This is a genomic window from Aquibium pacificum (assembly GCF_040839445.1).
GTDB classification, from domain to species: Bacteria; Pseudomonadota; Alphaproteobacteria; order Rhizobiales; family Rhizobiaceae; genus Aquibium; species Aquibium pacificus.
In genome coordinates this window covers 67,062-86,780 of the sequence record NZ_JBDPGJ010000010.1, presented here as the reverse complement: position 1 = coordinate 86,780, position 19,719 = coordinate 67,062, and the positions used below count along the sequence as shown (strand labels likewise).

General features: G+C 65.9%; 16 protein-coding genes. 7 read left to right on the top strand and 9 right to left on the bottom strand.

Features of this window, described 5'->3' with window-relative positions; translation table 11 throughout:
• Positions 1 to 23 precede the first annotated feature (23 nt).
• From ABGN05_RS28585 to ABGN05_RS28575, 3 genes are read left to right on the top strand one after another with little or no spacing between them, the layout of a single operon-like run.
• Positions 24 to 2,075, top strand: coding sequence for a hydantoinase/oxoprolinase family protein (locus ABGN05_RS28585; protein ID WP_367957452.1), 2,052 nt, complete (start codon positions 24 to 26; stop codon positions 2,073 to 2,075).
• On the top strand, positions 2,072 to 3,748 hold the full coding sequence (locus tag ABGN05_RS28580; protein WP_367957451.1) for a hydantoinase B/oxoprolinase family protein: 1,677 nt from the start codon (positions 2,072 to 2,074) through the stop codon (positions 3,746 to 3,748). The genes ABGN05_RS28585 and ABGN05_RS28580 overlap by 4 nt, the downstream gene beginning before the upstream one ends.
• A gap of 11 nt (positions 3,749 to 3,759) precedes the next feature.
• Positions 3,760 to 4,638 carry an isocitrate lyase/PEP mutase family protein gene (locus ABGN05_RS28575; protein WP_367957450.1) on the top strand — a complete coding sequence of 293 codons (879 nt, stop codon included), beginning with the start codon at positions 3,760 to 3,762 and terminating at the stop codon, positions 4,636 to 4,638.
• On the opposite strand, the gene ABGN05_RS28570 is transcribed toward ABGN05_RS28575, so the two are convergent.
• From ABGN05_RS28570 to tcuA, 9 genes are all read right to left on the bottom strand, one after another.
• Entirely contained in the window at positions 4,525 to 4,890 is a 366-nt protein-coding gene (locus ABGN05_RS28570; protein WP_367957449.1) for a hypothetical protein, read from the bottom strand. The two genes, ABGN05_RS28575 and ABGN05_RS28570, sit on opposite strands and share 114 nt — an antisense overlap.
• 31 nt (positions 4,891 to 4,921) lie before the next feature.
• Positions 4,922 to 6,169: an NnrS family protein gene (locus ABGN05_RS28565; RefSeq protein WP_367957448.1), complete on the bottom strand. Its 1,248-nt coding sequence runs from the start codon at positions 6,167 to 6,169 to the stop codon at positions 4,922 to 4,924.
• The gene (locus tag ABGN05_RS28560) at positions 6,166 to 6,552 is read right to left on the bottom strand and encodes a hypothetical protein (protein WP_367957447.1); all 387 of its coding nucleotides are present in this window, start codon (positions 6,550 to 6,552) and stop codon (positions 6,166 to 6,168) included. The genes ABGN05_RS28565 and ABGN05_RS28560 overlap by 4 nt, the downstream gene beginning before the upstream one ends.
• Positions 6,549 to 7,457, bottom strand: a complete 909-nt coding sequence (locus ABGN05_RS28555; protein ID WP_367957446.1) for an SUMF1/EgtB/PvdO family nonheme iron enzyme — start codon at positions 7,455 to 7,457, stop codon at positions 6,549 to 6,551. The genes ABGN05_RS28560 and ABGN05_RS28555 overlap by 4 nt, the downstream gene beginning before the upstream one ends.
• Before the next feature lie 58 nt (positions 7,458 to 7,515).
• The gene (gene nirK / locus ABGN05_RS28550) at positions 7,516 to 8,619 is read right to left on the bottom strand and encodes a copper-containing nitrite reductase (protein ID WP_367957445.1); all 1,104 of its coding nucleotides are present in this window, start codon (positions 8,617 to 8,619) and stop codon (positions 7,516 to 7,518) included.
• A 293-nt stretch (positions 8,620 to 8,912) separates the two neighbouring features.
• Positions 8,913 to 11,606, bottom strand: coding sequence for an aconitate hydratase AcnA (gene acnA / locus ABGN05_RS28545; RefSeq protein WP_367957444.1), 2,694 nt, complete (start codon positions 11,604 to 11,606; stop codon positions 8,913 to 8,915).
• A gap of 15 nt (positions 11,607 to 11,621) precedes the next feature.
• Positions 11,622 to 13,010 carry an MmgE/PrpD family protein gene (locus ABGN05_RS28540; RefSeq protein ID WP_367957443.1) on the bottom strand — a complete coding sequence of 463 codons (1,389 nt, stop codon included), beginning with the start codon at positions 13,008 to 13,010 and terminating at the stop codon, positions 11,622 to 11,624.
• 145 nt (positions 13,011 to 13,155) lie between these two features.
• Positions 13,156 to 14,121 carry a LysR substrate-binding domain-containing protein gene (locus tag ABGN05_RS28535; RefSeq protein WP_367957442.1) on the bottom strand — a complete coding sequence of 322 codons (966 nt, stop codon included), beginning with the start codon at positions 14,119 to 14,121 and terminating at the stop codon, positions 13,156 to 13,158.
• Positions 14,122 to 14,281: 160 nt separating this feature from the next.
• A complete protein-coding gene (gene tcuA, locus ABGN05_RS28530; RefSeq protein WP_367957441.1) occupies positions 14,282 to 15,799 on the bottom strand; it encodes an FAD-dependent tricarballylate dehydrogenase TcuA in 1,518 nt (505 codons plus the stop codon).
• Between the two features lie 437 nt (positions 15,800 to 16,236).
• Here tcuA and ABGN05_RS28525 point away from each other — a divergent pair, with 437 nt between their 5' ends.
• From ABGN05_RS28525 to ABGN05_RS28510, 4 genes are read left to right on the top strand one after another with little or no spacing between them, the layout of a single operon-like run.
• Positions 16,237 to 17,670, top strand: coding sequence for a serine dehydratase alpha family protein (locus ABGN05_RS28525; protein WP_367957440.1), 1,434 nt, complete (start codon positions 16,237 to 16,239; stop codon positions 17,668 to 17,670).
• Positions 17,671 to 17,687: 17 nt separating this feature from the next.
• Positions 17,688 to 18,335: a 4-carboxy-4-hydroxy-2-oxoadipate aldolase/oxaloacetate decarboxylase gene (locus ABGN05_RS28520; RefSeq protein WP_367957439.1), complete on the top strand. Its 648-nt coding sequence runs from the start codon at positions 17,688 to 17,690 to the stop codon at positions 18,333 to 18,335.
• Positions 18,332 to 19,006 carry an RraA family protein gene (locus ABGN05_RS28515; RefSeq protein WP_367957438.1) on the top strand — a complete coding sequence of 225 codons (675 nt, stop codon included), beginning with the start codon at positions 18,332 to 18,334 and terminating at the stop codon, positions 19,004 to 19,006. Before ABGN05_RS28520 ends, ABGN05_RS28515 begins: the two co-directional genes overlap by 4 nt.
• Positions 19,003 to 19,668 (top strand): RraA family protein, encoded by a 666-nt coding sequence (locus ABGN05_RS28510; RefSeq protein ID WP_367957437.1) that lies wholly within the window; start codon positions 19,003 to 19,005, stop codon positions 19,666 to 19,668. The genes ABGN05_RS28515 and ABGN05_RS28510 overlap by 4 nt, the downstream gene beginning before the upstream one ends.
• Positions 19,669 to 19,719: the final 51 nt, after the last annotated feature.

Genomic DNA, 19,719 nt, shown 5'->3' with positions numbered 1-19,719 from the left:
AATACAATTTGGATTGAGCGGACATGAAGATCGTTGGCGTCGATGTCGGGGGTACGTTCACGGACTTCCACATCCTCGATGTCGGGAAGGGCGCGTCGCAGGTATTCAAGCTCTCTTCCACTCCGGACAATCCGGCCGACGCCATTCTCGACGGACTTCGGGAAATCGTGACCCGCGGGCTTGCCGATGCCAATGAGATCGACCGGATCTGTCACGGCACCACGGTCGCGACGAACGCGCTCATCCAGCGCAAAGGCGGTCGCATCGCGCTGGTCACGACCGAGGGGTTCCGCGATCTGCTCGAGATCGGGCGACAGACCCGCCCGCATATGTACGACCTCAACCTCGACTATCCCGCTCCGCTCGTCGATCGCGAATTGCGGCTGACCGCTCCCGAGCGGGTCGATGCGAAAGGCGCGGTGATACGCGCGCTCACCGACCGCGACATCGATGAGATCGTCGAGGCCCTGAAGGCGTCCGGAGTCAGATCCTGCGCCGTCTGTCTGCTGTTCTCGTTCCTGAATCCCGAGCACGAGCGCAGGCTGGCAGCGGCCATCGAGGCGGCAGGTATCGAGGTCTCGCTTTCGAGCGAGGTTCAGCCGGAGTTCCGCGAATACGAGCGCATGTCGACGACGGTGCTCAATGCCTATCTCGTCCCGGTCATGAACCACTATCTCGAACGGCTGGAGAACGTGCTGGCCGATGAACTGCCGGAAGCGAGCGTCGGCATAAACCAGTCCTCGGGAGGCCTCATGTCGGTGCGTCAGGCCCGCCGATTCCCGGTGAGGACGGCCCTGTCTGGTCCTGCCGGGGGCGTCATCGGCGCCGCGCACGTCGCCCGCCACTCGCGTGCCGACAACGTCATCACGCTGGACATGGGCGGAACGAGCGCCGATGTGTGCCTGATCAGCCGGGGTCAGGCGGGTATAGCCTACGATCGCTCGATCGGCGGCTTCCCGGTCAGGCTTCCCATGGTGGACGTCAACGCCGTCGGTGCCGGCGGCGGCTCGATCGCATGGTTCGACACTGGCGGGATGCTGAAGGTGGGACCATACAGCGCCGGCGCAAAGCCGGGGCCAGCCTGCTACGGCTTGGGCGGGACTGAGCCGACCGTCACCGACGCCAATCTCATCCTCGGTCGCCTGTCTTCGCGCGGCCTGCTGGCCGGTCGCGTTCCCCTCGAGGTCGAACTCGCGCGCGATGCGTTCCGGCCGATCGCGGAACGCCTCGGCATGTCGCTCGAACACGCCGCGCTGGGCTGCATCGACATTGTCGTTGCCAACATGGTGCGGGCCATTCGCTCCGTATCGGTCGAGCGGGGCCACGATCCGCGCGATTTCACGCTGATGCCGTTCGGCGGCGGTGGACCGCTGCATGCCGAGGATGTGGCCCGGGCGCTCTCGATAGGCAGCGTCATCGTGCCGCCGCATCCCGGCATCTTGTGCGCGCAGGGCATCGTCGTGTCGGACCTCAAGGAGAATATGGTCCGCACCAACCGCATGCCGCTCGTGGCGGCTTCGGTGCCGGCGATCCGAGCGGTCGCTGCGGAACTGCTGGAGGAATCGGAACGATGGTTCGAGATCGAGGAAATCTCACCCGAGCGTCGCAGCACGACCTTGTCGCTGGACCTGCGCTATGTCGGCCAGAATTATGAACTGTCCGTCGAGGCGTCGCCCGAGCGGATCCGTGAGATCGGCGCGGACAGTCTCGTCGACCGGCTCTCCGACGACTTCCACGCGATTCACGAAGCGAACTACGGCCACAACGATCCGGCCGCGGCGATCGAAGTCGTCAACTTCCGTTGCGTGGCGCGTGGCGGTCTTCATCGGCTCGGAGAGGCGGAAGCTCGCGAGTTGCGGACCGATCGCCCGACGCCGCGCGAAACACGTTCGGTCTGGTTCAGCCGGTCCGGGGCGGTCGAGACGCCCATCTACGACAGGGCCGACCTGGCGCCGGGCCACGTCGTCAAGGGTCCTGCAGTCATAGAGCAGATGGACACGACCACGCTGGTCCATCCCGGCACCGTTGCCACCATGGATTCCGGGATGAACCTTCTCCTAGAGCTAGCCCGATGAACATGCATATGCCGATCGACGCGGTGACTGTCGAAATCATCCACAATGCTCTCGGTTCGGTGGTGGATGAATCCTTTCTCGCGCTGATGAAAAGTGCCTTTTCTCAGAACATCAAGGAACGGCGGGACCACTCGACGGCTCTTGCCGACACGAAGGGCAGGCTCGTCGTTCAGGCCAAGGATTCATTGCCGATCCACCTCGGCTCGATGATGGGCCTGATGGAGGTGCTGCTGAAACGCGTTCCGCTGGAGGAGATGCGCGAGGGCGACCTGTTCGTCGCCAACGATCCTTTCGAGGCCGGAGGCACGCATCTCCCCGATCTCAACGTCGCGATGCCCGTGTTCGATAAAGGCAGGGTCGTCGGATTCGTCTGCAACATCGCCCACCACGCCGATTTCGGCGGGATGACGCCGGGCCTCATGGGCGGCGGCATGACGGAGATCTACCAGGAAGGCCTGCGGGTGCCGCTGGTGAGGCTCTATTCCGCCGGGCACCTCAATCGCGACATCTACGACCTGATCCTTCTCAACACACGCGTTCCCGAAGAGCGCCGCGGCGACCTCAACGCCCAGATCGCCGCGGCTCGCCTCGGCGCGCGGCGCTTCGCCGAAGTGATCGGCCGTTACGGGTCTGGAACTCTCGAAGCTGCATTTGGCGAGATCATTCGCCGGACCGAAATCCGCATGCGCCATGCGATCGGCCAGTTGCCCGACGGTATCTACCGCTTCCGCGATGTCATGGACGACGATGGCTGCGGCAACCGCTCCCTGCCCATCGAGGTCAAGGTGACGATCGCGGGCGACCGCCTGCACGTCGACTTCTCCGGGACGGCTGCGCAGACGGCCGGCAACATCAACTGCACGCCCAGCGCAACGCTTTCGGCCATCTCCTACACGATCAAGGCGCTGCTCGACCCGGAGGTGGCAAACAACCAGGGCGTTCTCGACGTCTGCGAGTGGTCGGCACCGGCGGGCAGTCTCGTCAACGCGGTGTTTCCGGCCTCCGTTGCGAACCGGGCCCACACCTGCCAGCGCATCATCGATGCGCTGATCGGCGCATTGGCCGAGGCCGTGCCTGACAAGGCCGTGGGCGCCGGGAATGGCGCGAACACCACCGCCGTCTTCACCGGCATCGATCCCGCCACCGGCCGGCGCTACATCTATTTCGAAACGTTAGGCGGCGGATTCGGCGGTCGCAGCACGCATGACGGCAAGGACGGTGTCCAAGTGCACATCACCAACACCTCCAACCTGCCCGTGGAAGCAATCGAAATGGATTACCCCTTGCGTGTGATCGAATACGGGCTCGTACAGGATTCGGGGGGCGCCGGCACTTACCGCGGCGGGCTCGCCATACGTCGCGTGCTGAGCCCGATTGGTCACACATGCACCTTCTCCGGCTCCGGCGAGCGTTTCGACAGCCGTCCCTGGGGCATCTTCGGCGGACAGGACGGGCGCAGCGGTCGCTTCATGCGCTTCGAGCCCGACGGAAGCGAAACCGAACTGCCAAGCAAGCCGGCGGGCGTCGATTTCGGACCGGGGCAGGCGATCGCGATCGAGACGCCCGGCGCCGGTGGTTATGGAGCACCGGCGGGGCGAGACCCGGCGCTGATTGCGCGCGACCGCGCATCCGGGAAATTCTCCGACGCGTTCATCGCGCGCTGCTATGGCTGAGGATCATGTCCATGAATGAACCCGTCGCGACCGTTCAGCAGATCATCGGCGTCTATGACGGGCTCAGCGCCCGCATTGCCGATGCCAAGGGTTTCGACTGGCTGCATGTCGGTGGCTACAACATCTCGGGCTCGGCTCACGGAATGCCGGATGTCGGGCTTCTGACGCTCACCGAGAACCTCGACGCCGTTCGTCGTATCGTCGGCTGCACCTCCCGCCCGGTCCTGGTGGATGGGGACGACGGATATGGGAACTATCTCAACGTGATGCGGCTGGTGAGCGAGGTCGAGCGCACCGGCGCCTCCGGGATCCATCTCGAGGATCAAGTGTTCCCGAAGAAGTGCGGGCACATGGAGAACAAGCGCGTCGTGCCGGCAAGCGCGTTCGAGGCCAAGATCAAGGCCTTCGTGGATACGCGGAAGTCGGAGCGCTTCCTCCTCTTCGCACGCACCGATGCCATCGCCACGGACGGGTTCGAGGCCGCCATCGAGCGAGGGAACCGCTATCTGGAGGCCGGCGCGGACGTGATCTTCGTGGAAGCGCCGGTGTCTCGGGAGCAGGCCGCATCCATCCCGCGCCTCATCGACGGGCCAGTGTTGTACAACTGGGTGTTCCGCGGCAAGTCACCGCTCATCCCGCGCGAGGAACTCGCCGCGATGGGCTACGCCTACTACCTGCAGGCGGACGTTCTCTACGCGGTGGCTCATGCGCTGGAGCTCTATTTCACGGAACTGAAGACGACTGGCACGTATGGAAAGGCGGCCGATCGCATGATCTCATTTGACGCCTTCAATACGCTGGTTGGGCTGGAGAGGATCGTTGACGCCGAGCGCCTCTACGAAGATATCGTAGCCAATGGCCTGGCTGCGGGCGCGGGCTCCGGGCATTGACGGCGATATCCGCGTGATTTCGGTTCCGCATCTCGACGGGGGAAGACGCCGATCGCTTCCGGCGACGAGGTTCACCCACCCCGGCGTGAGCAGCCGGAAGGCGATGATGATGACGACGCCGCGTGGAGCAGGCTGCCACCAGTCGAAGCCGAATTCCCAGACCGCCAAGGCCAGCGCGCCCAGCACCAGAACCGCATGGAGCCAGAGCGCGGCGAGCGGGCGCCACTGAACCAGCACAGCGGTGACCAGCATCGCCGATCGCATTCCGCTAACAAGCGGAACGTCATTTCACGGCGCGTGGTCCCCAGAGAATCGGCGCATAGCGGACGGCGAAAAGCAGGAAGGCCGCGCTCCACAGCGCTCCCCCGGTTGTCAGGAGGGCGGAGTAGCCGTCCCCGGCGAAGGGCGCCGCGACCCTGAGGGCGGCGCCGGCCGAAACCATCGCGTAGAGCGCCGTCAACGCCCGGTCGGCGACGATCGCGCGTCCGGTGTGGCCGAGGCTCGCCCGCGTCATGACCGCCAGCGTCATGGTCCCGATCGCGCCCGCCGTCAGTGCGTGCAGCGCGGCGGAATACGGGACCGCGGGCAGAAGCGTGGATGCCCCCAGCAGCAAGAGCGAGACGGAGAGCCAGCCGTAACCGGCATGGAGGACGAAGAGGATCGGTTCCCGGACCGTCGCAAGTCCCCGCCAGCGCAGGAGCCTGGCTGCGACCAACAGCCCGGCGAGGCTGAGGATGGCGCCGACGGCGGTGGAACCGGGAAAGAGGGCCCAGCCGGCGGTGGCCGCCGCGGTCGCTGCGAGCGCGGCCTTGTCGATTGCGCCGAAGCCGGCGGGAAGCTTTGTCGCGCCCTCCTTCACGAGCCAGTTTCGCGTGAAGCTCGGCACGATCCGGCCACCGATCAGCGCGAGCAGCATGGCGGCGACAGCGAGCGCGAGCCTCTGCCCTAAATCGTGCGGCAGGAGCCCGGCGCTGGCCAGGTGATCCGTGGCGTTGGCCATGCCGAACAGCGTGATCATCACGGCGACCGGCGCGTTCTTCCAGTTCCGGCCGGCGATGACCTCCCGCCAGATCGCGAATGCGAGGAATGCCGGGAAGGCGAGATCGGCCGCCATCGCAAGCCATGGATCCCCCACGACCAGGCACGCAGCCCGGCCCGCCAACCAGAGGGCCACGAGCAGGAGGAGCGGCAACCCGCTCAGCGGCAGCCGCCCCGTCCAGTTGGGAACGGCGGTCAGCACGAAGCCGGCGATGACCGCGGCGAGGTATCCGGACAGCATCTCGTGGGCATGCCAGCGCATGCCCGGAAAGGGTCCGCCGATCTCGATGCCGCCGAAGTAGGCCCAGAGCCACAGCGGCACGGCGAGGCCGGCGTACAGCGCGCCGAGAAAGAAGAACGGCCGGAATCCGTAGTGCAGGATCGGCGGCATCGCGCGGATGCGGCCGCGCCCGTCCCTGGACGCGTCGCCGGATTTCAGGGCCGCGCGTGGAACGGAGCGGTCGGCGGCGGAGATCGCGCGCGTGGAGGTCATGCGTTGCCCCGTCCGGCGGCCCGTCTTGCCGAGACGACGCCGTGGGCGGCGAAGTCCTCGACGTCCTGGAACAGCGACGCGATCTCGTGGAAGACGGTCCGGTCGGGTTCGTCAGGGTCGAGCGAATCGAGTTCTCCCAGAAGCGTCAGGACGATGACGATCGCGTCCCTCATCTTCCTGGCGTCTTCGAGGCCCCGGGCGCGTCGGAGGCGTTCTTCCTCCGCGCCGGCTTCATCGAGCACGGCGGTGGCCAGCGCTTCGCAGCGGCAGTCGAGACCGGCCGCCGCGATCCCGCGCCTCAGGCGTTCAACGACCGCATCCGGTTCCTCCGGAACGCGCTCGATATGGGGACTGGCCCCGCGGCCGGTTGTCATGGCTCTCATTTGCCGTTCTCCTGGGCAATCTTCGTACCGATCGTGTCGACGAGGTTTCGCAGCCTCGCGGCCGCTGCCGCCACGGCGGAGCGGTCTTCCAGGACGAGCCGGAAACCGAGGTTCTCGGGAGGCGTGCCGACGGCGCATCCGCCGCTCTTGCCGTCGCGGACGAAGGTGGACATGTACGCCCGATGCCGTCCCTCCATCACCCGGACGCCGCAATTCTCCGTGGAATCGACGACGTCGCGATCCTCGCCCAGGATCGTCCTCGCGTAGCAGGTCGACGTCCATTCCCAGACGTTCCCGGCGAAGTCCTCCACGCCCTTCGAGTTGGCCCCGTAATAGCCGGCGGGCTTCGGCTTGGGGTCGGGTGGGCGCTTCGCGGCCGCCTCCTCGCGATAGCGCCTGATCCAGCGCACGGCGGGATTGGCAGGGTCGTCCGCGGCGGCGGAGAAGGCGTCGCCCGAGAAGCGCTCCGCCGCGGCAGCGGCGGCTTCGATCGCGGTGGGAAGCCGCCACGTTAGGCGGGTCGCCTTCGAGTACCACTGAGCATAGGATTGCGCGTCCAGCCAGTTCACCCCGGTGACCGGGACGTCGGCTTGCACCATCCTCGCGTCGGGCGCGGCACATGCTGCCTCGTCCACGCAGCGCCGGTAGTCGGCGAGGCTTACCTGCCGCTTCATGATCTGGAAGGCGCCCACCGCCGCCCGCTCCACCGGAGCCACCGCCGGGGTTCCGACGGCGAGGAATTCTCCGGGCAACGGAAAGTCGAGCGTCGTCGCGCCGACGACCACTGTCGCGGCCGGCTGCATCGCCGGATCGACAGGGGAGCCCGCCATGATCCCGGCGGCCGTGAGGGGGACCGCGATGGCCGCCGCGGCGCCCAGGGCGGCTTCGAGAAGGGTGAGGTGCATGTCGGCCTCCGCCAGAGAGGCGGTCCGGTCGATGCCGGGCCGCCTTGCCTTCGGGCGATCAGTTCATGGGGATCGGGCCAGGCGCCGCGACCTGCTTCATCAGGTCGTCGTCCCACTCGCCCTCGACCACGAAGTGCGCCGTCGCGCCGAGTTCCACAGCTTCGATCAGGTTGTGGTTGACGTAGGCGTAGATGCCGGGCTGCAGGAATGTGTAGAGCGCCGCCCCGGCGGAGCCGCCGCGGATGAACCAGGTCTCGAGGTCCTTGGCCGGCGGGTTGGCGAATTTGCCCTGTTCCCAGACGTAGTCGCCATGGCCGCCGATCAGGTGGGGCCGGGTATCCCGGTTCGCCTGGCTGTGGACGATCAGCACGGTCTCGCCGACTTTCGCCTTCATGGCGTTGTCGCCGGTCAGCGCGCCCTTCGCGCCGTTGAAGACGACGTGGGTCGGGATCAGGCCCCTCATCACCTCGACCGTGTCGGCGTAGGAATCGCCGTGGCTCTCGTAGGTCTTGAAGTTGCCTTCCTCGTCGCGCGGGACGTAGAGGTCGTTCTCGCCGACGTAGAAGACCTTGTCGTAGGTCAGGGTCTCGCCCTTCTCATTCTTCAGTCCGTCGCGCGGCAGCACCATGATCGTGCCGCTCATGCCCGACACGACGTGCCAGGGGATCATCGCCCCTTCCGGCGCGCAGTGGTAGACGAAGGTACCGGTGCGGGTCGCCTTGAAGCGCAGGGTCACCTGTTCGCCGGGATTGATGAGGGTCAGCGCCCCGCCGCCCAGCGCGCCAGTGGCGGCATGGAAGTCGATGTTGTGCGGCAACGAGTTCGTCTCGGGGTTGATCAGCGTCAGCTCGACATAGTCGCCTTCGTGCACCACCATCATCGGGCCGGGCATGGAACCGTCGAAGGTCATTGCCTGGAATTCGGTCCCCTCGTCGTCGATGACGACCGTCTTCTCGACGATGGGCATGGTGAACTCGACGACCTTCGGCCCGCCCGTTGCGACCTGCTCGTGGGCATGCACGTAGGGCGGCGCCACGAGCGCGACCTTCTCGCGCGGAAGCGCTGCAATCTCGGTTTCGTTGGCCGCGGCTGCAAGCGGCGGCATCGCGGCCAGCATGGCGGTTGCGGCCGCTCCCAGAAGTGCCTGGCGACGCGTGAACATGGCGGTTCTCCTTTTCGATCCATCGTTTTCGATGGAGTGAACCTATGCCCGCGCGCAAAAGCCTTCTTTGTCGTGGCGCAAATTGGCGACGGGAAGGCCGCCTCGTTCTCTCTAGGGCGAAATCGCCGTCGAGATGCCGCCTTGCAGACGGCGATCCGGCCGGCCCGTGGCCGCCGGTCCGCCGGGGATCGGGAGTTGAACCGGAGTTGCGCGACGAACGCGCGAAGGCGCGCCGCCGCACGTCTCGGGCGCGGCGGTGTTGCAAGCGGTCTCGTTTGGCTGCAGGCCCGTCGCTAACCGGCTCCTCCGGCTCCCGCCAGATTGCCGATCAGGTTGCCGAGGATGAAAGGCATCATGCCGCCGGCGCGCAGATAGTCGATCTCGACCTGCGTATCGACGCGCAGAACGAGCGGGATCTCGCGGACCGCGCCATCCGCCTTCCTGACCGCGAGGGTGAGGGATTGCCTTGGCCGGACGTCGCCCTCGACACCTTTGAGATAGAAGATTTCCGAACCGTCGAAGCCCAGGCTCTCGCCCGTCTCGCCAGCGGGAAACTGACATGGAAGCACGCCCATGCCGATCAGGTTCGAACGATGGATGCGCTCGAAGCTCGACGCGACGACGGCGCGCACGTTCAGAAGCCGCGTGCCCTTGGCCGCCCAGTCGCGGGCGCTTCCCGTGCCGTATTCCTCGCCCGCCAGCACGATCAGCGGCACGCCCTCTTCATGGTAGCGCAGCGAGGCGTCGTAGATCGACATCGTCTCGCCCGAAGGTTGGTGGCAGGTAACGCTGCCCTCGGTGCCCGGCACCATGAGGTTGCGCAGCCGCACGTTCGAGAACGCGCCGCGGACCATGACCTCGTGGTTCATGCGCCGGGAGCCGAAATTGTTGAAATCCTTCGCCGCGACGCCTTGCCGTGACAGGTATGCGCCGGCGACCGTGTCGCGGCCTATGCTGCCGATCGGCGAGATGTGGTCGGTCGTGACGGAATTGCCGAGGATCGCCAGCGCACGCGCGCCGTCGATGTCCTTGAGCACGTCCTGGCGCATACCGCCGTCGAGGAACGGCGGCTCCTTGATGTAGGTCGAGCGGTCGTCCCAGGGGAACAGGCGGCCGGTCTCGTTGGGAATGTCGGCCCAGTAGGGGTTGCGTGCCGTGAAGTCGCCGGAATAGGTCTCGCGGTAGAAGCCGGGATCAGCCGCTTTGGCCATCGCGTCGGCCAGTTCCTCGCGGCTCGGCCAGATGTCCCTGAGATAGACGGCGCGGCCGTCCGTGCCGGTGCCGATCGGATCGCGCGTCATGTCGATGTCGACGGTACCGGCGAGCGCGAAGGCGACGACCAGCGGCGGGCTGGCAAGGAACGACGCCTTGACCATGCGATGGATGCGCGCCTCGAAGTTCCTGTTGCCCGACAGCACCGCGCAAGCCACGCCGTCGGACGACCTGATCTCTTCCTCAAGCGCGGGGTCGAGCGGCCCGGAAGCGCCGACACAGGTGGCGCAGCTGTAGCCGGCGACCGCGAAGCCCAGCGCGTCAAGCGGGTCCTGCAGCCCAGTCTCCTCGAGATAGCGGCTCACCACGAGCGAGCCGGGCGTGAGCGAGGTCTTGACCCAGGGCTTCGTCGTCAATCCCGCCGCCACCGCCTTCCTGGCGACCAGACCGGCGGCCAGCATGACGCTCGGATTGGAGGTATTCGTGCAGGAGGTGACCGCGGCGATCACCACGTCGCCGTCGCGAAAGCCGCCGTTGCGGGGTTTCGACGCCGGACGCGCATAGCCGCCCTCGCCTTGCGGCTTTACGAGCGTGTCTTCGAACACATGCTTGACGTCCGACAGGCCGATCCGGTCCTGCGGCCGCCGGGGGCCGGCGACGCTCGGGACGACGTCCCCCAGATCGAGCTGGAGCAGCCGGGTGTAGGCCACCTCGCCCTCTTTCGGCGCCCCGAACAGTCCCTGCGTGCGGTAGTAGAGTTCAGTCGCATGCACCGTGTCTTCGGGCCGGCCCGTCTGGCGCAGGTAGCCGATGGTCTGCTCGTCCATCGGGAAGTAGCCGATCGTGGCGCCATATTCCGGCGCCATGTTGGCGATGGTGGCGCGATCCGGGATGCTGAGCTTCGATACGCCTTCGCCGTGGAACTCGAGGAACTGCCCGACCACCTTTGCCTTGCGCAGCATCTCGGTGACGTGGAGAACCAGGTCCGTCGCGGTGACGCCTTCGCCGAGTTCGCCGCGCACCTCGATGCCGACCACATCCGGCATGAGGAAGCAGACGGGCTGGCCGAGGATCGCGCCCTGCGCCTCGATGCCGCCGACACCCCACCCGACCGTTCCCAGTCCCGAGATCATGCAGGTGTGCGAATCCGTCGCCACCATCGTATCGGGCATGCACACGCCGTCCTTGACCAGGAGGCCGGGCGCCAGAAATTCGAGGTTCAGCTGGTGCAGTATCCCGGCGCCCGGCGGGAAGAGCCGGATGCCCTCATAGGCCTGCACCGCCCATTTGACGAACTGGTAGCGCTCGTGGTTGCGCTGGATATCCAGCTCCATGTTGCGGAGTTTGGCGTCGGGGAAGCCGTAGAAATCGACCGTGAGCGTATGGTCGAGCGCCATGTCGACCGGGACGGCCGGCTGCACGCTCTCGACCGGAAGACCGAGCCGGTCCATGGTGGAGCGCATCGCGGTGAGATCGCCGAGCAGCGGAATGCCGGCCGCGCAGTTGAGCGCGACGCGGCCGACCGTGAAGGGGATTTCCTCGGTCCGCTCGGCGACCGGCTGCCAGTTGGCGAGCGCGCGCACCTGCTCCTCGGTGATGCGTCGGCCGTCGCAGTGCCGCAGGAGCGATTCCAGCACAACGCGCAGCACGACGGGCAGGCGCATGTGGTCGCCCTGCCCTGCCGCATTGAGCGCGGCGAGCGAATAGTATTCCTTCGCGCCTAGACCGGGCAGGTCGATTTCGCGTCGGGCGATCGAGTCAAACGGGTTGCTCATCAGGCGTTGCTCATTTCACGAGGCATTGCGGGCTGCGCCCAGGAGGTGGGTCAACTCGCCCAGGGTCTTCAGTTCTTCGATCCGCGAAACGTTGCCAGCCAGGGCACGCGCGTCGCCTTCGGTCAGCACCTTTCGCGCCAGGATCGAAAACTTCTGCTCAAGTTCGGCATCGCTGCACGGGTCGGCCGGCGTGCCCCGGCATTCAGGCACCCACATGTGCCTGACGCTGCCGTCGGCGAGCGTGAGTTCCACGTCCCCCGCGAACTTTGCAGGATAGACCGCCTCGGCCTCGGCACTGACATGGATCGCGACCTTCGTCTGGACGTCGCGCATCGCCTTCTGCGTCAGCCGCTTCTCCCCATACTCCGCCGGGTCCTTCGGATCGCCCAGAAGCGCGAGCGCGGCACAGAAGGGGATGGAGTACTGCGCGCCCATCGTATCGACCGGCGCGGGATTGCCGTTGTTGGCGGCCGCATAGCTGCTGACTCCGACGCGGATGGACACGATGTCTTCCGCTGCGAGTTCCCGGCCGCCGCGCATGTCCGAAAGAGCCTGCACGACAGGCTGGATCCAGCCGCAGATCGGATAGACCTTGAACCAGATGTCGCTGATCGCCCATCGCGTGCCCAGCCCGTCGGTCAGGCGCTCGGGAGCGGCCGTCGCGCCGCCGAAGATCTCGAGAAGACCGAACCTGCCGTCGATGGCATAGGGCGGGCCGGAAAAGCCGCGGCGGGCCAGCTGGCAGGCCCGCACGCCCGCTTCGGCCCCGCGCCCGAGATGCAGCCGCTTGACCATGCCGCCGCCATCGCCCGAGGCGAAGGCCTTGATGCCCGCGGCTGCCGAACAGGACAGACCGATAGCCGACGTCAGTTGCGCGAGGTCCAGGCCCGCGACCTTGCCTGCGGCCATCGCGGCGGCGACGGGGGCGGTCAGGCTCGTGACGTGGAAGCCGAGCCGCGAGGGGCTTACGCCCATGCCGACGGCGACACGGTGCATGATCTCGTAGCCAGCGACGATGCCTGATATCAGCGCCTCGCCGGAAGCGCCGCTCGCCTCCGCGGCCGCGAGCGCGGCGGGGACGACCGCGGCTGCCGGATGGACGATCGAGCTGGCGATCAGGTCGTCGAGTTCATAGCCATGGATCGCCAGACCGTTGCACATCGCCGCGGCGGGTGCCGAGAGCCGGGTCCCATACCCGATGACGGTGCAGTTTCCCGAGCTCCGTTCCTCGATCATCTCCGCGGCCAGGATGCGCGACCATGGCTGGAGGGTCCCGAACAGTCCGCATCCGAGCGCGTCCAGCAGGCACTGCCGCGCCTTTGCGCGCACGTCTTGCGGCAGCTGGTCGTAGGTCAGATCGTGAAGGAATTCGACGAGGCCCGTCGACCGATATGCTGTCGCCACTGTTCCGCGTCCCGGGGTTGCACGTGTCCTTGCCCGCGCGCAATTCCACGACGAGCCGGAGATGGACCGCGTCCTCCCCGCAACGCCGGCACGTTAGGGCCGAGGCCCCGGTCGGAACAACGCCGAAATGCTCATACTGGTATGGCTAACTTCGATCGTCGCCGCCCGCCGGATCGGCGCGGCTATGGACCGTCTCCTCGCGGCTGGCGCGGATGCGCTGGCGGGTGAGTTCCGGCGACAGTTTCAGCATGAAATCGACCTCGATCTTGCGCAGGTACGAACTCTTGCGGAACGAGACATAGGCCGTGCTGGACGGAAACAGATGGCTGACGTCGCGCGCGACGAGGTTCTTGTCGCGCTCGGGGTCGAACGCGATCGACGCGGTGATGGCGATACCGAGCCCGATGTTGACGTAGGTCTTGCCCACGTCCGAATCGACGCCGGCAAACGGAACGAGCGGCTTGATCCCTTCCTTTGCGAACGCGTCCATGATGGCCCAGCCGCCGCTGCGGAAATGGTCGTGACCGATGAGCGGGTGTTTCGCCAGTTCCTGGAGCGTGATCTTCTCGAGTTTCGCGATCGGGTGATCCTTGGGCGCGATGACCGAGCGCTTGATGCTGAGAATCGGCAGCCGCACCAGACCGAGAAAGCTCTTCTGCGGCTCGGTCGACACTCCGAGATCGGCACTTCCCGCCTGGACGTATTCGCTGACCTCGGTGGGATTGCCCTGAAGCAGGCCGATACGGACGTTCGGCTGCCGCGCCAGAAACTCGCGGATCACGTTCGGCAAGACGTAGCGCGCGAAGGTGTGCGTGGTCGCAATCGTCAGCCTGCCGCCCTTTTCCTCGTTGTAGTCGTCGCTGATCTTCTGGATATCGTCGATCTCGCGGAAGATCCGTTCCGCGTTTTCGATCAGTTCCAGACCGGCGGCCGTGGCGCCGACAATGCGGTTGCGCGTGCGCTCGAAGATGTCGAAGCCGAGTTCGAGCTCGAGCTGGCGGATCTGCTTGCTGATGCCCGGTTGAGACGTGTTCAGCGCATCGGCAGCGGCCGATATGTGATTTCCCCGGCGATAGACCTCGAGGACGTACTTCAACTGGCGAAGCTGCATGGATGGATCAATCTCGTGGCGACCGCCGGCACGAAAAGACGCCAGCCGGTCGGCACTGTGGCGGTGGCGGTGTCCGAGTATCGCCACAGGCACGGAGAATTACAACCGGTTGCTGATGGCCGGCGGGAAGCCTCCTAGCCGCGCGGCCACGGCTGCGATCTCATTCCGCCGCGTTTTCGATCGCCTTGGTGACCGCCGCGGCGGCGTGGCGTCCCGCCAGGCGGCCGAAGACCGCGCCGCTGGTGAGGCCCGTGGAACCTGGATAGTTGAAGTAGAATAGGCCGCCGACCATTTCGCCTGCCGCATAGAGCCCCGGGATCGGCCGATGGTTGACGTCCCTCACCTGCCCCTCGGTGGTGATGTTCAGCCCGCCGAAGGTGAAAGTGATACCGCAGGTCACGGAGAACGCCTCGAAGGGCGGGTTCTCCAGCGGTATCGCCCAGTTCGACTTCGGGATCGCCAGGCCGTCGGTACCGCGTCCGTCCTTGACAGTCGGATCGAAGGGCTTGTCGCGCTTCACGGCCGCATTGAATGCCTTGATTTCCCTGATCAACTGTTCGCCATTCACGTCGTCGAGCTTCTCGGCGAGTTCCTCGATGGTGTTGGCGGTTATCCTGGTGACGCGGCGTGCGCTGTATTCGGGACGCAGCAGGTGCGTGACCGACGAATCGAAGATCTGCCAGGCAAACTGACCCGGCTGCTTCATGACGATGTGCCCGTACTTGGCATAGGTGTAGTTGCGGATGTCGGCGCCTTCGTCGAGAAAGCGACGGCCCTCGGCGTTGACCATGATGGAGAACGGATAGCTGTCGCGTTCGTAATCATCGACGGTCGACATGTCGCCGAAATCGCTGGCATAGCGCTCCCAGCTGACCGCATGGCAACCCGACCAGTGGCCACAAGGCTGCGCGCCAATCTTCAGCGCCATGTTCAGCCCGTCGCCGGTGTTGTACTTCGAGCCGCGGACCTTCGCCAGGTCCCAGCCCGGCCCGAGATAGCGCGTGCGCCACTCGGTGTTGGCCTCGAAGCCGCCGCAGGCGAGAACGATGGACTGGGCGTAGATCTTCGTCGTCTTGCCGGCGATCTGGACTTCGACGCCGTGAACCCCGTCATCGGACGAGATCAGGTCGCGCACCCAGGCGTCGTACACGATGGTGATGCCCTTCCGCTCCGCGGCCTTGAACAGGGAATCGACCATCCCGCGTCCGCCACCGGAGACGGCCAGCGTCGCGCCGCCCCAGAACTTGTAGCGGCCGTCGACCTTGAAGGACTGGCGCCCGAACTGCGGCAGGAAGCGAAGCCCCTGGTCCTTGAGCCAATGGACGGTCTCGTTGCTCTGGCGCACGAGGATCTCGCAGAGATCGGGATCGGTCCGGTTCTCCGTCACGCGCGCCATGTCGTCGAAGAAATCGTCCTCGGTATAGGTGCCGAAGTCGCTTCTCTGTTCCTCCTCCGACAGGTCCGGCGACAGCGCGAGAATGTCGTCGGCGCCGTTGTAGACGAACCGCATCAGCCCTTCGGTGTAGGCCGTATTGCCGCCGCGTTCCTCTTGCGGTGCCCGCTCCAGAATGACGACACTCACGCCCAGTTCGGCCGCAGACAGTGCGGCGCAGAGCGCCGCATTGCCCCCGCCGACGACGATGACGTCGTAACTTTGATACTTTTGCTCAGGATGCATGTCTTGCTGTTCGCCGCGTGAGTTCTACTGGAAGGTTGGGAAGCCAATCTTCAGGTTCAGGCCTCGACGTAACATTCAACCGTTCGACGAAGTTAGAACGCTTTGTCATCCTGGTATGGTGAAACAGCCTCGCATTGCGCTCGCCGACGCCATGCGCTCCCGAGCCGTTCGTCCGGTTGCCGGCGGTCCTGATCAGCTATTCGACCGAATCCCTGGGGTTTTTGTCCTGACGCACAAGTATCCCGTCATGTCGGGCGGCGGTCGCTCCGGGAGAAGCCGGCGGCTCCGGAAGGCGGAACCGGCCAAATCTGAAATGAAACATTCGTTACATCGTTTGCCAAAATGAACGAAGCGTGTATGTTGCCGCCACGACACCGTTCCGCCGATGCCCGACCCTATGCATTGCGTGCGGCACGCCCGATCGCCAGGAGCCCCCCATGTCACTCAGCTTGCTCACCCAGGACCATCTCGACCGCGTCGCCATCGAAGTGCAGAAAGGTTTCCTAACGATCGGCGAACTGATCGCGCTCGGCACCGAGCTCGACCTGCCCCTCAGCCAGGTGGTGGTGGCCGAAGCCATGATCCGCGAGGACAAGGACTTCGACCTGGTGACCGAGGAGTGCTTCGCGGCCTTCGCTCATAACATGCGCGCCCTCGAGAAAGGGACGAAGGACGGCAACAGCTTCGTGCTCGGGACCGTGGCCAGCGATCTGGCGAAGCAGGACGTCGGCGTGCTGATCGGGGATGAGCTGATCGACCGCGCGCTGGTCTACACGCTGGCGACCGAGGTCGGAAACCACGAGGTCGGCCTTTCGCCCTGTGCGGGAACCGGCGACAGCTGCCCGTATACCGGTCTCCTGAAGGCGCTGATGGTAACCGGCGTGGATCTTGCGCGCGTCAAGCTGACGGCGGCGCTGATCCTCAAGGTCGGGAGCATCTATCGCGCGGGCAAGGCGACGACGGGCTGCAACATGGAAGGCTACGGCGCCGGATCGCCGGCGACTGCGGCCGCGCTGACGGACCTTCGCGGCGGCACGGCCGAACAGGTCGGCAAGGCCATGGTTCTGGCGATCTCGCCGACGCTGGCGGTTCCCTGCACGCCGCGCGTCATTACCCGCGGCCTGTGCGGGGCGCATATCGGCAGCGCGATCCTGATCGGCAACCTGGCGTCCAACCTCATTCTCAAGAGCACCATCCCGGTCGACATCGACGTCGACGTCATGATTGCCATGGCGGCCCGCATCCATCGCGAGGCGGCGCCGGTGATCACGGCGGTCAACGTGAAATACATGCGCCCCTACTTCTCCAAGCGGCCGCAGGTCGAGGCGCTGCTGACCAAGGAGCAGGCGCTCGGGCAGGACGACCCGTCCAACATCATCCTCGCCGAAGCGCGCGAGGAACTGCACGCGATGCTGGAAAGCAGCCGTCCCCTGACGCGGACGATGGGCGAGATCGTCGTCGGCGGCAGCTCGATCGCCGTCGGCTCGCCGACCAACATGGCGCGGATCGCCCACGCGCTGAAGAAGGGCAGCATCAAGCAGGTCGACATCGAGCTGACGAAGGATCTCTACAACCGCCGCTCCATCAACGTGCCGGCGATCCTGATGGGCGCGATGTTCGGATCGCATACGTCCGATGGCGACATGTACGGCAAGGTCATGGACCTTCCCGGCATCAAGAACATCAACATCACCCTGTCCGAGATCGAGGAGCCGGAGGTGCAGCGCATCCGCCTCACGACCGATCAGGGCTCGGTCTGGATCGACTCGCGCAACCGAGGCGGCGCGCGTGTCGCCATTGTGGACTGCAGTCCCTCGGTCGAAGCCGCGCTCGCGGCGGCCAAGGATCTCGGCATCCAGGTCGTCAGCTGAGCCGCGACGCAACCAGGATGTCGCTTTCACATACGCGCGTGGGGGCCGAGTTCGTCTCGGCCTTCTCCACCATACAGGCTGCAACCATCCACGAGGCGCAGGGCGGGACAGGCGCCGTCACGGCGGATATTCGCCCCCTCGACCGGGCAATGTCGCTTTGCGGCCCGGCCCTGACGATCAAAATGCCGCCGGCCGACAATCTGGCCCTCCACCAGGCGCTCTATCTCGCCGAGCCGGGCGACGTGCTGGTTGTCGACTGCGGACGCCACATCGAGGCCGGCCAGTGGGGCGGCATCCTCATGGAAGCGGCCAAGGCGCGCGGCGTCGCGGGGCTCATCACCAACGGCTCGGTGCGCGACACCGATGAACTGATAGAAGCAGGTTTCCCCGTCTTCAGCCGAGGCATCTCCATCAAGGGCACCGCCAAGAACCCGGGCGCGCGGATCGGCGAGCCGATGATATTCGAAGGCGTGTCGGTGGCGCCGGGCGATCTCGTTCGCGCCGATGCCGACGGGATCGTGTTCGTCCCCAAGGATGCTGCCGCTGCGGTGCTCGAAAAATCCCGCGCGCGCATCGCCAAGGAAGACGATTTCACCCGGCGCATCCGCAACGGCGAGACGACGCTCGATCTCTACGGTTTCCCCGCCTATTCGAAAGCAGGATGATGGACAGCGCCGATTTCGACACGAGGTTCCGCACACGGCTGCAAGCCTTGTCCACCACCAATCTCTCCGACGCCATGGATTCGGTCGGCATCGCGGGGGCCGTGATCGGCGTGCGGCCGATGTTCCATTCCCCCCGTGTCGTCGGGCGGGCGGTGACGATCAAGATCACCGCCGCGGGCATGAAGAAATCCGAGACCCACCTCGGAGTGGAAGCGATCGCCGCGTCGCAGCCCGGCGACGTGATCGTGATCAGCAACCATGGCGACGTGAAGAACAATTGCTGGGGCGAGGTCCTGTCCTGCGCGGCGAAGGTGAAGGGCGTCGGCGGCGTGGTCGTCGACGGCGCGGCGCGCGACATCGATGCCTGCGAGGAGATGGGTTTTCCCGTCTTCGCCCGCGCGGCCGTACCCATCACCGCGCGCGGCCGGATCATGCAGGAAGCGTACAACGTCACCGTCCGCATGGGCGACGTTCAGGTCAGTCCGGGCGACGTCGTGGTGGCCGACATCAACGGCGTCGTGTTCATCCCTCCGTCGAAACTCGAGGACGTGATCGTCCGCGCCGAGTCGCTGATGGAGAAGGAAGAGCAGATGAAGGCCGACCTCCTCGCCGGGATGGACGTCCTCGCGATGGACCGCAAATACAATTACGAGAACATGCTGAAGAAATGACCCCGAGCCATCCGCATCAGAAACTGATCGACGCCTTTTCCGAATTCTCGACCTCGACGATATCGGACGCCTGCGACAGGCTCGGCATCGCGGCTGGGTGCCTCGGCATCTCCGCCGTCAGCAAGTGCCGCCGCATGGTCGGCACCGCCTACACGGTTCGCTACGTCCCGGTCGGAGAGACCAAGGGGACCGTCGGCGACTACATCGACGAGGTTCGCCCCGGCGACGTCGTCGTGCTCGACAACCAGGGCCGCACGGACTGCACGGTCTGGGGCGACATCCTCACAGTCTATTCGCGGACGAGGAACATTGCCGGCACGCTGATCGAGGGGGTCTGCCGCGATCTCGACGGCATCGACGAGCACGATTACCCGCTGTTTGCGCGCGGTGTCTTCATGATGACCGGCAAGGACCGCGTGATGGTCGATGGGACGCAGGTGACGGTGTCCGTCGGCAACCGCCAGGTGCGGCCCGACGACATGATCGTCGGTGATGCGAGTGGCGTCGTGGTCGTGCCGAAGGAGCGCGCCCAGGAGGTTCTGGAGATCGCCCGGACGATCGAAGCCGCCGAAAGCGCGATCATGGACGCCGTGCGCGGCGGGGCCAGCATCGCGGAGGCGCGCCGGGCGCACGGCTACCACACGCTCCAGACCAAGGGCTGACGCTCGGAGCGTCGTGTTGTAAGCCACTTCTCGCGGACTATACTCGCCTCG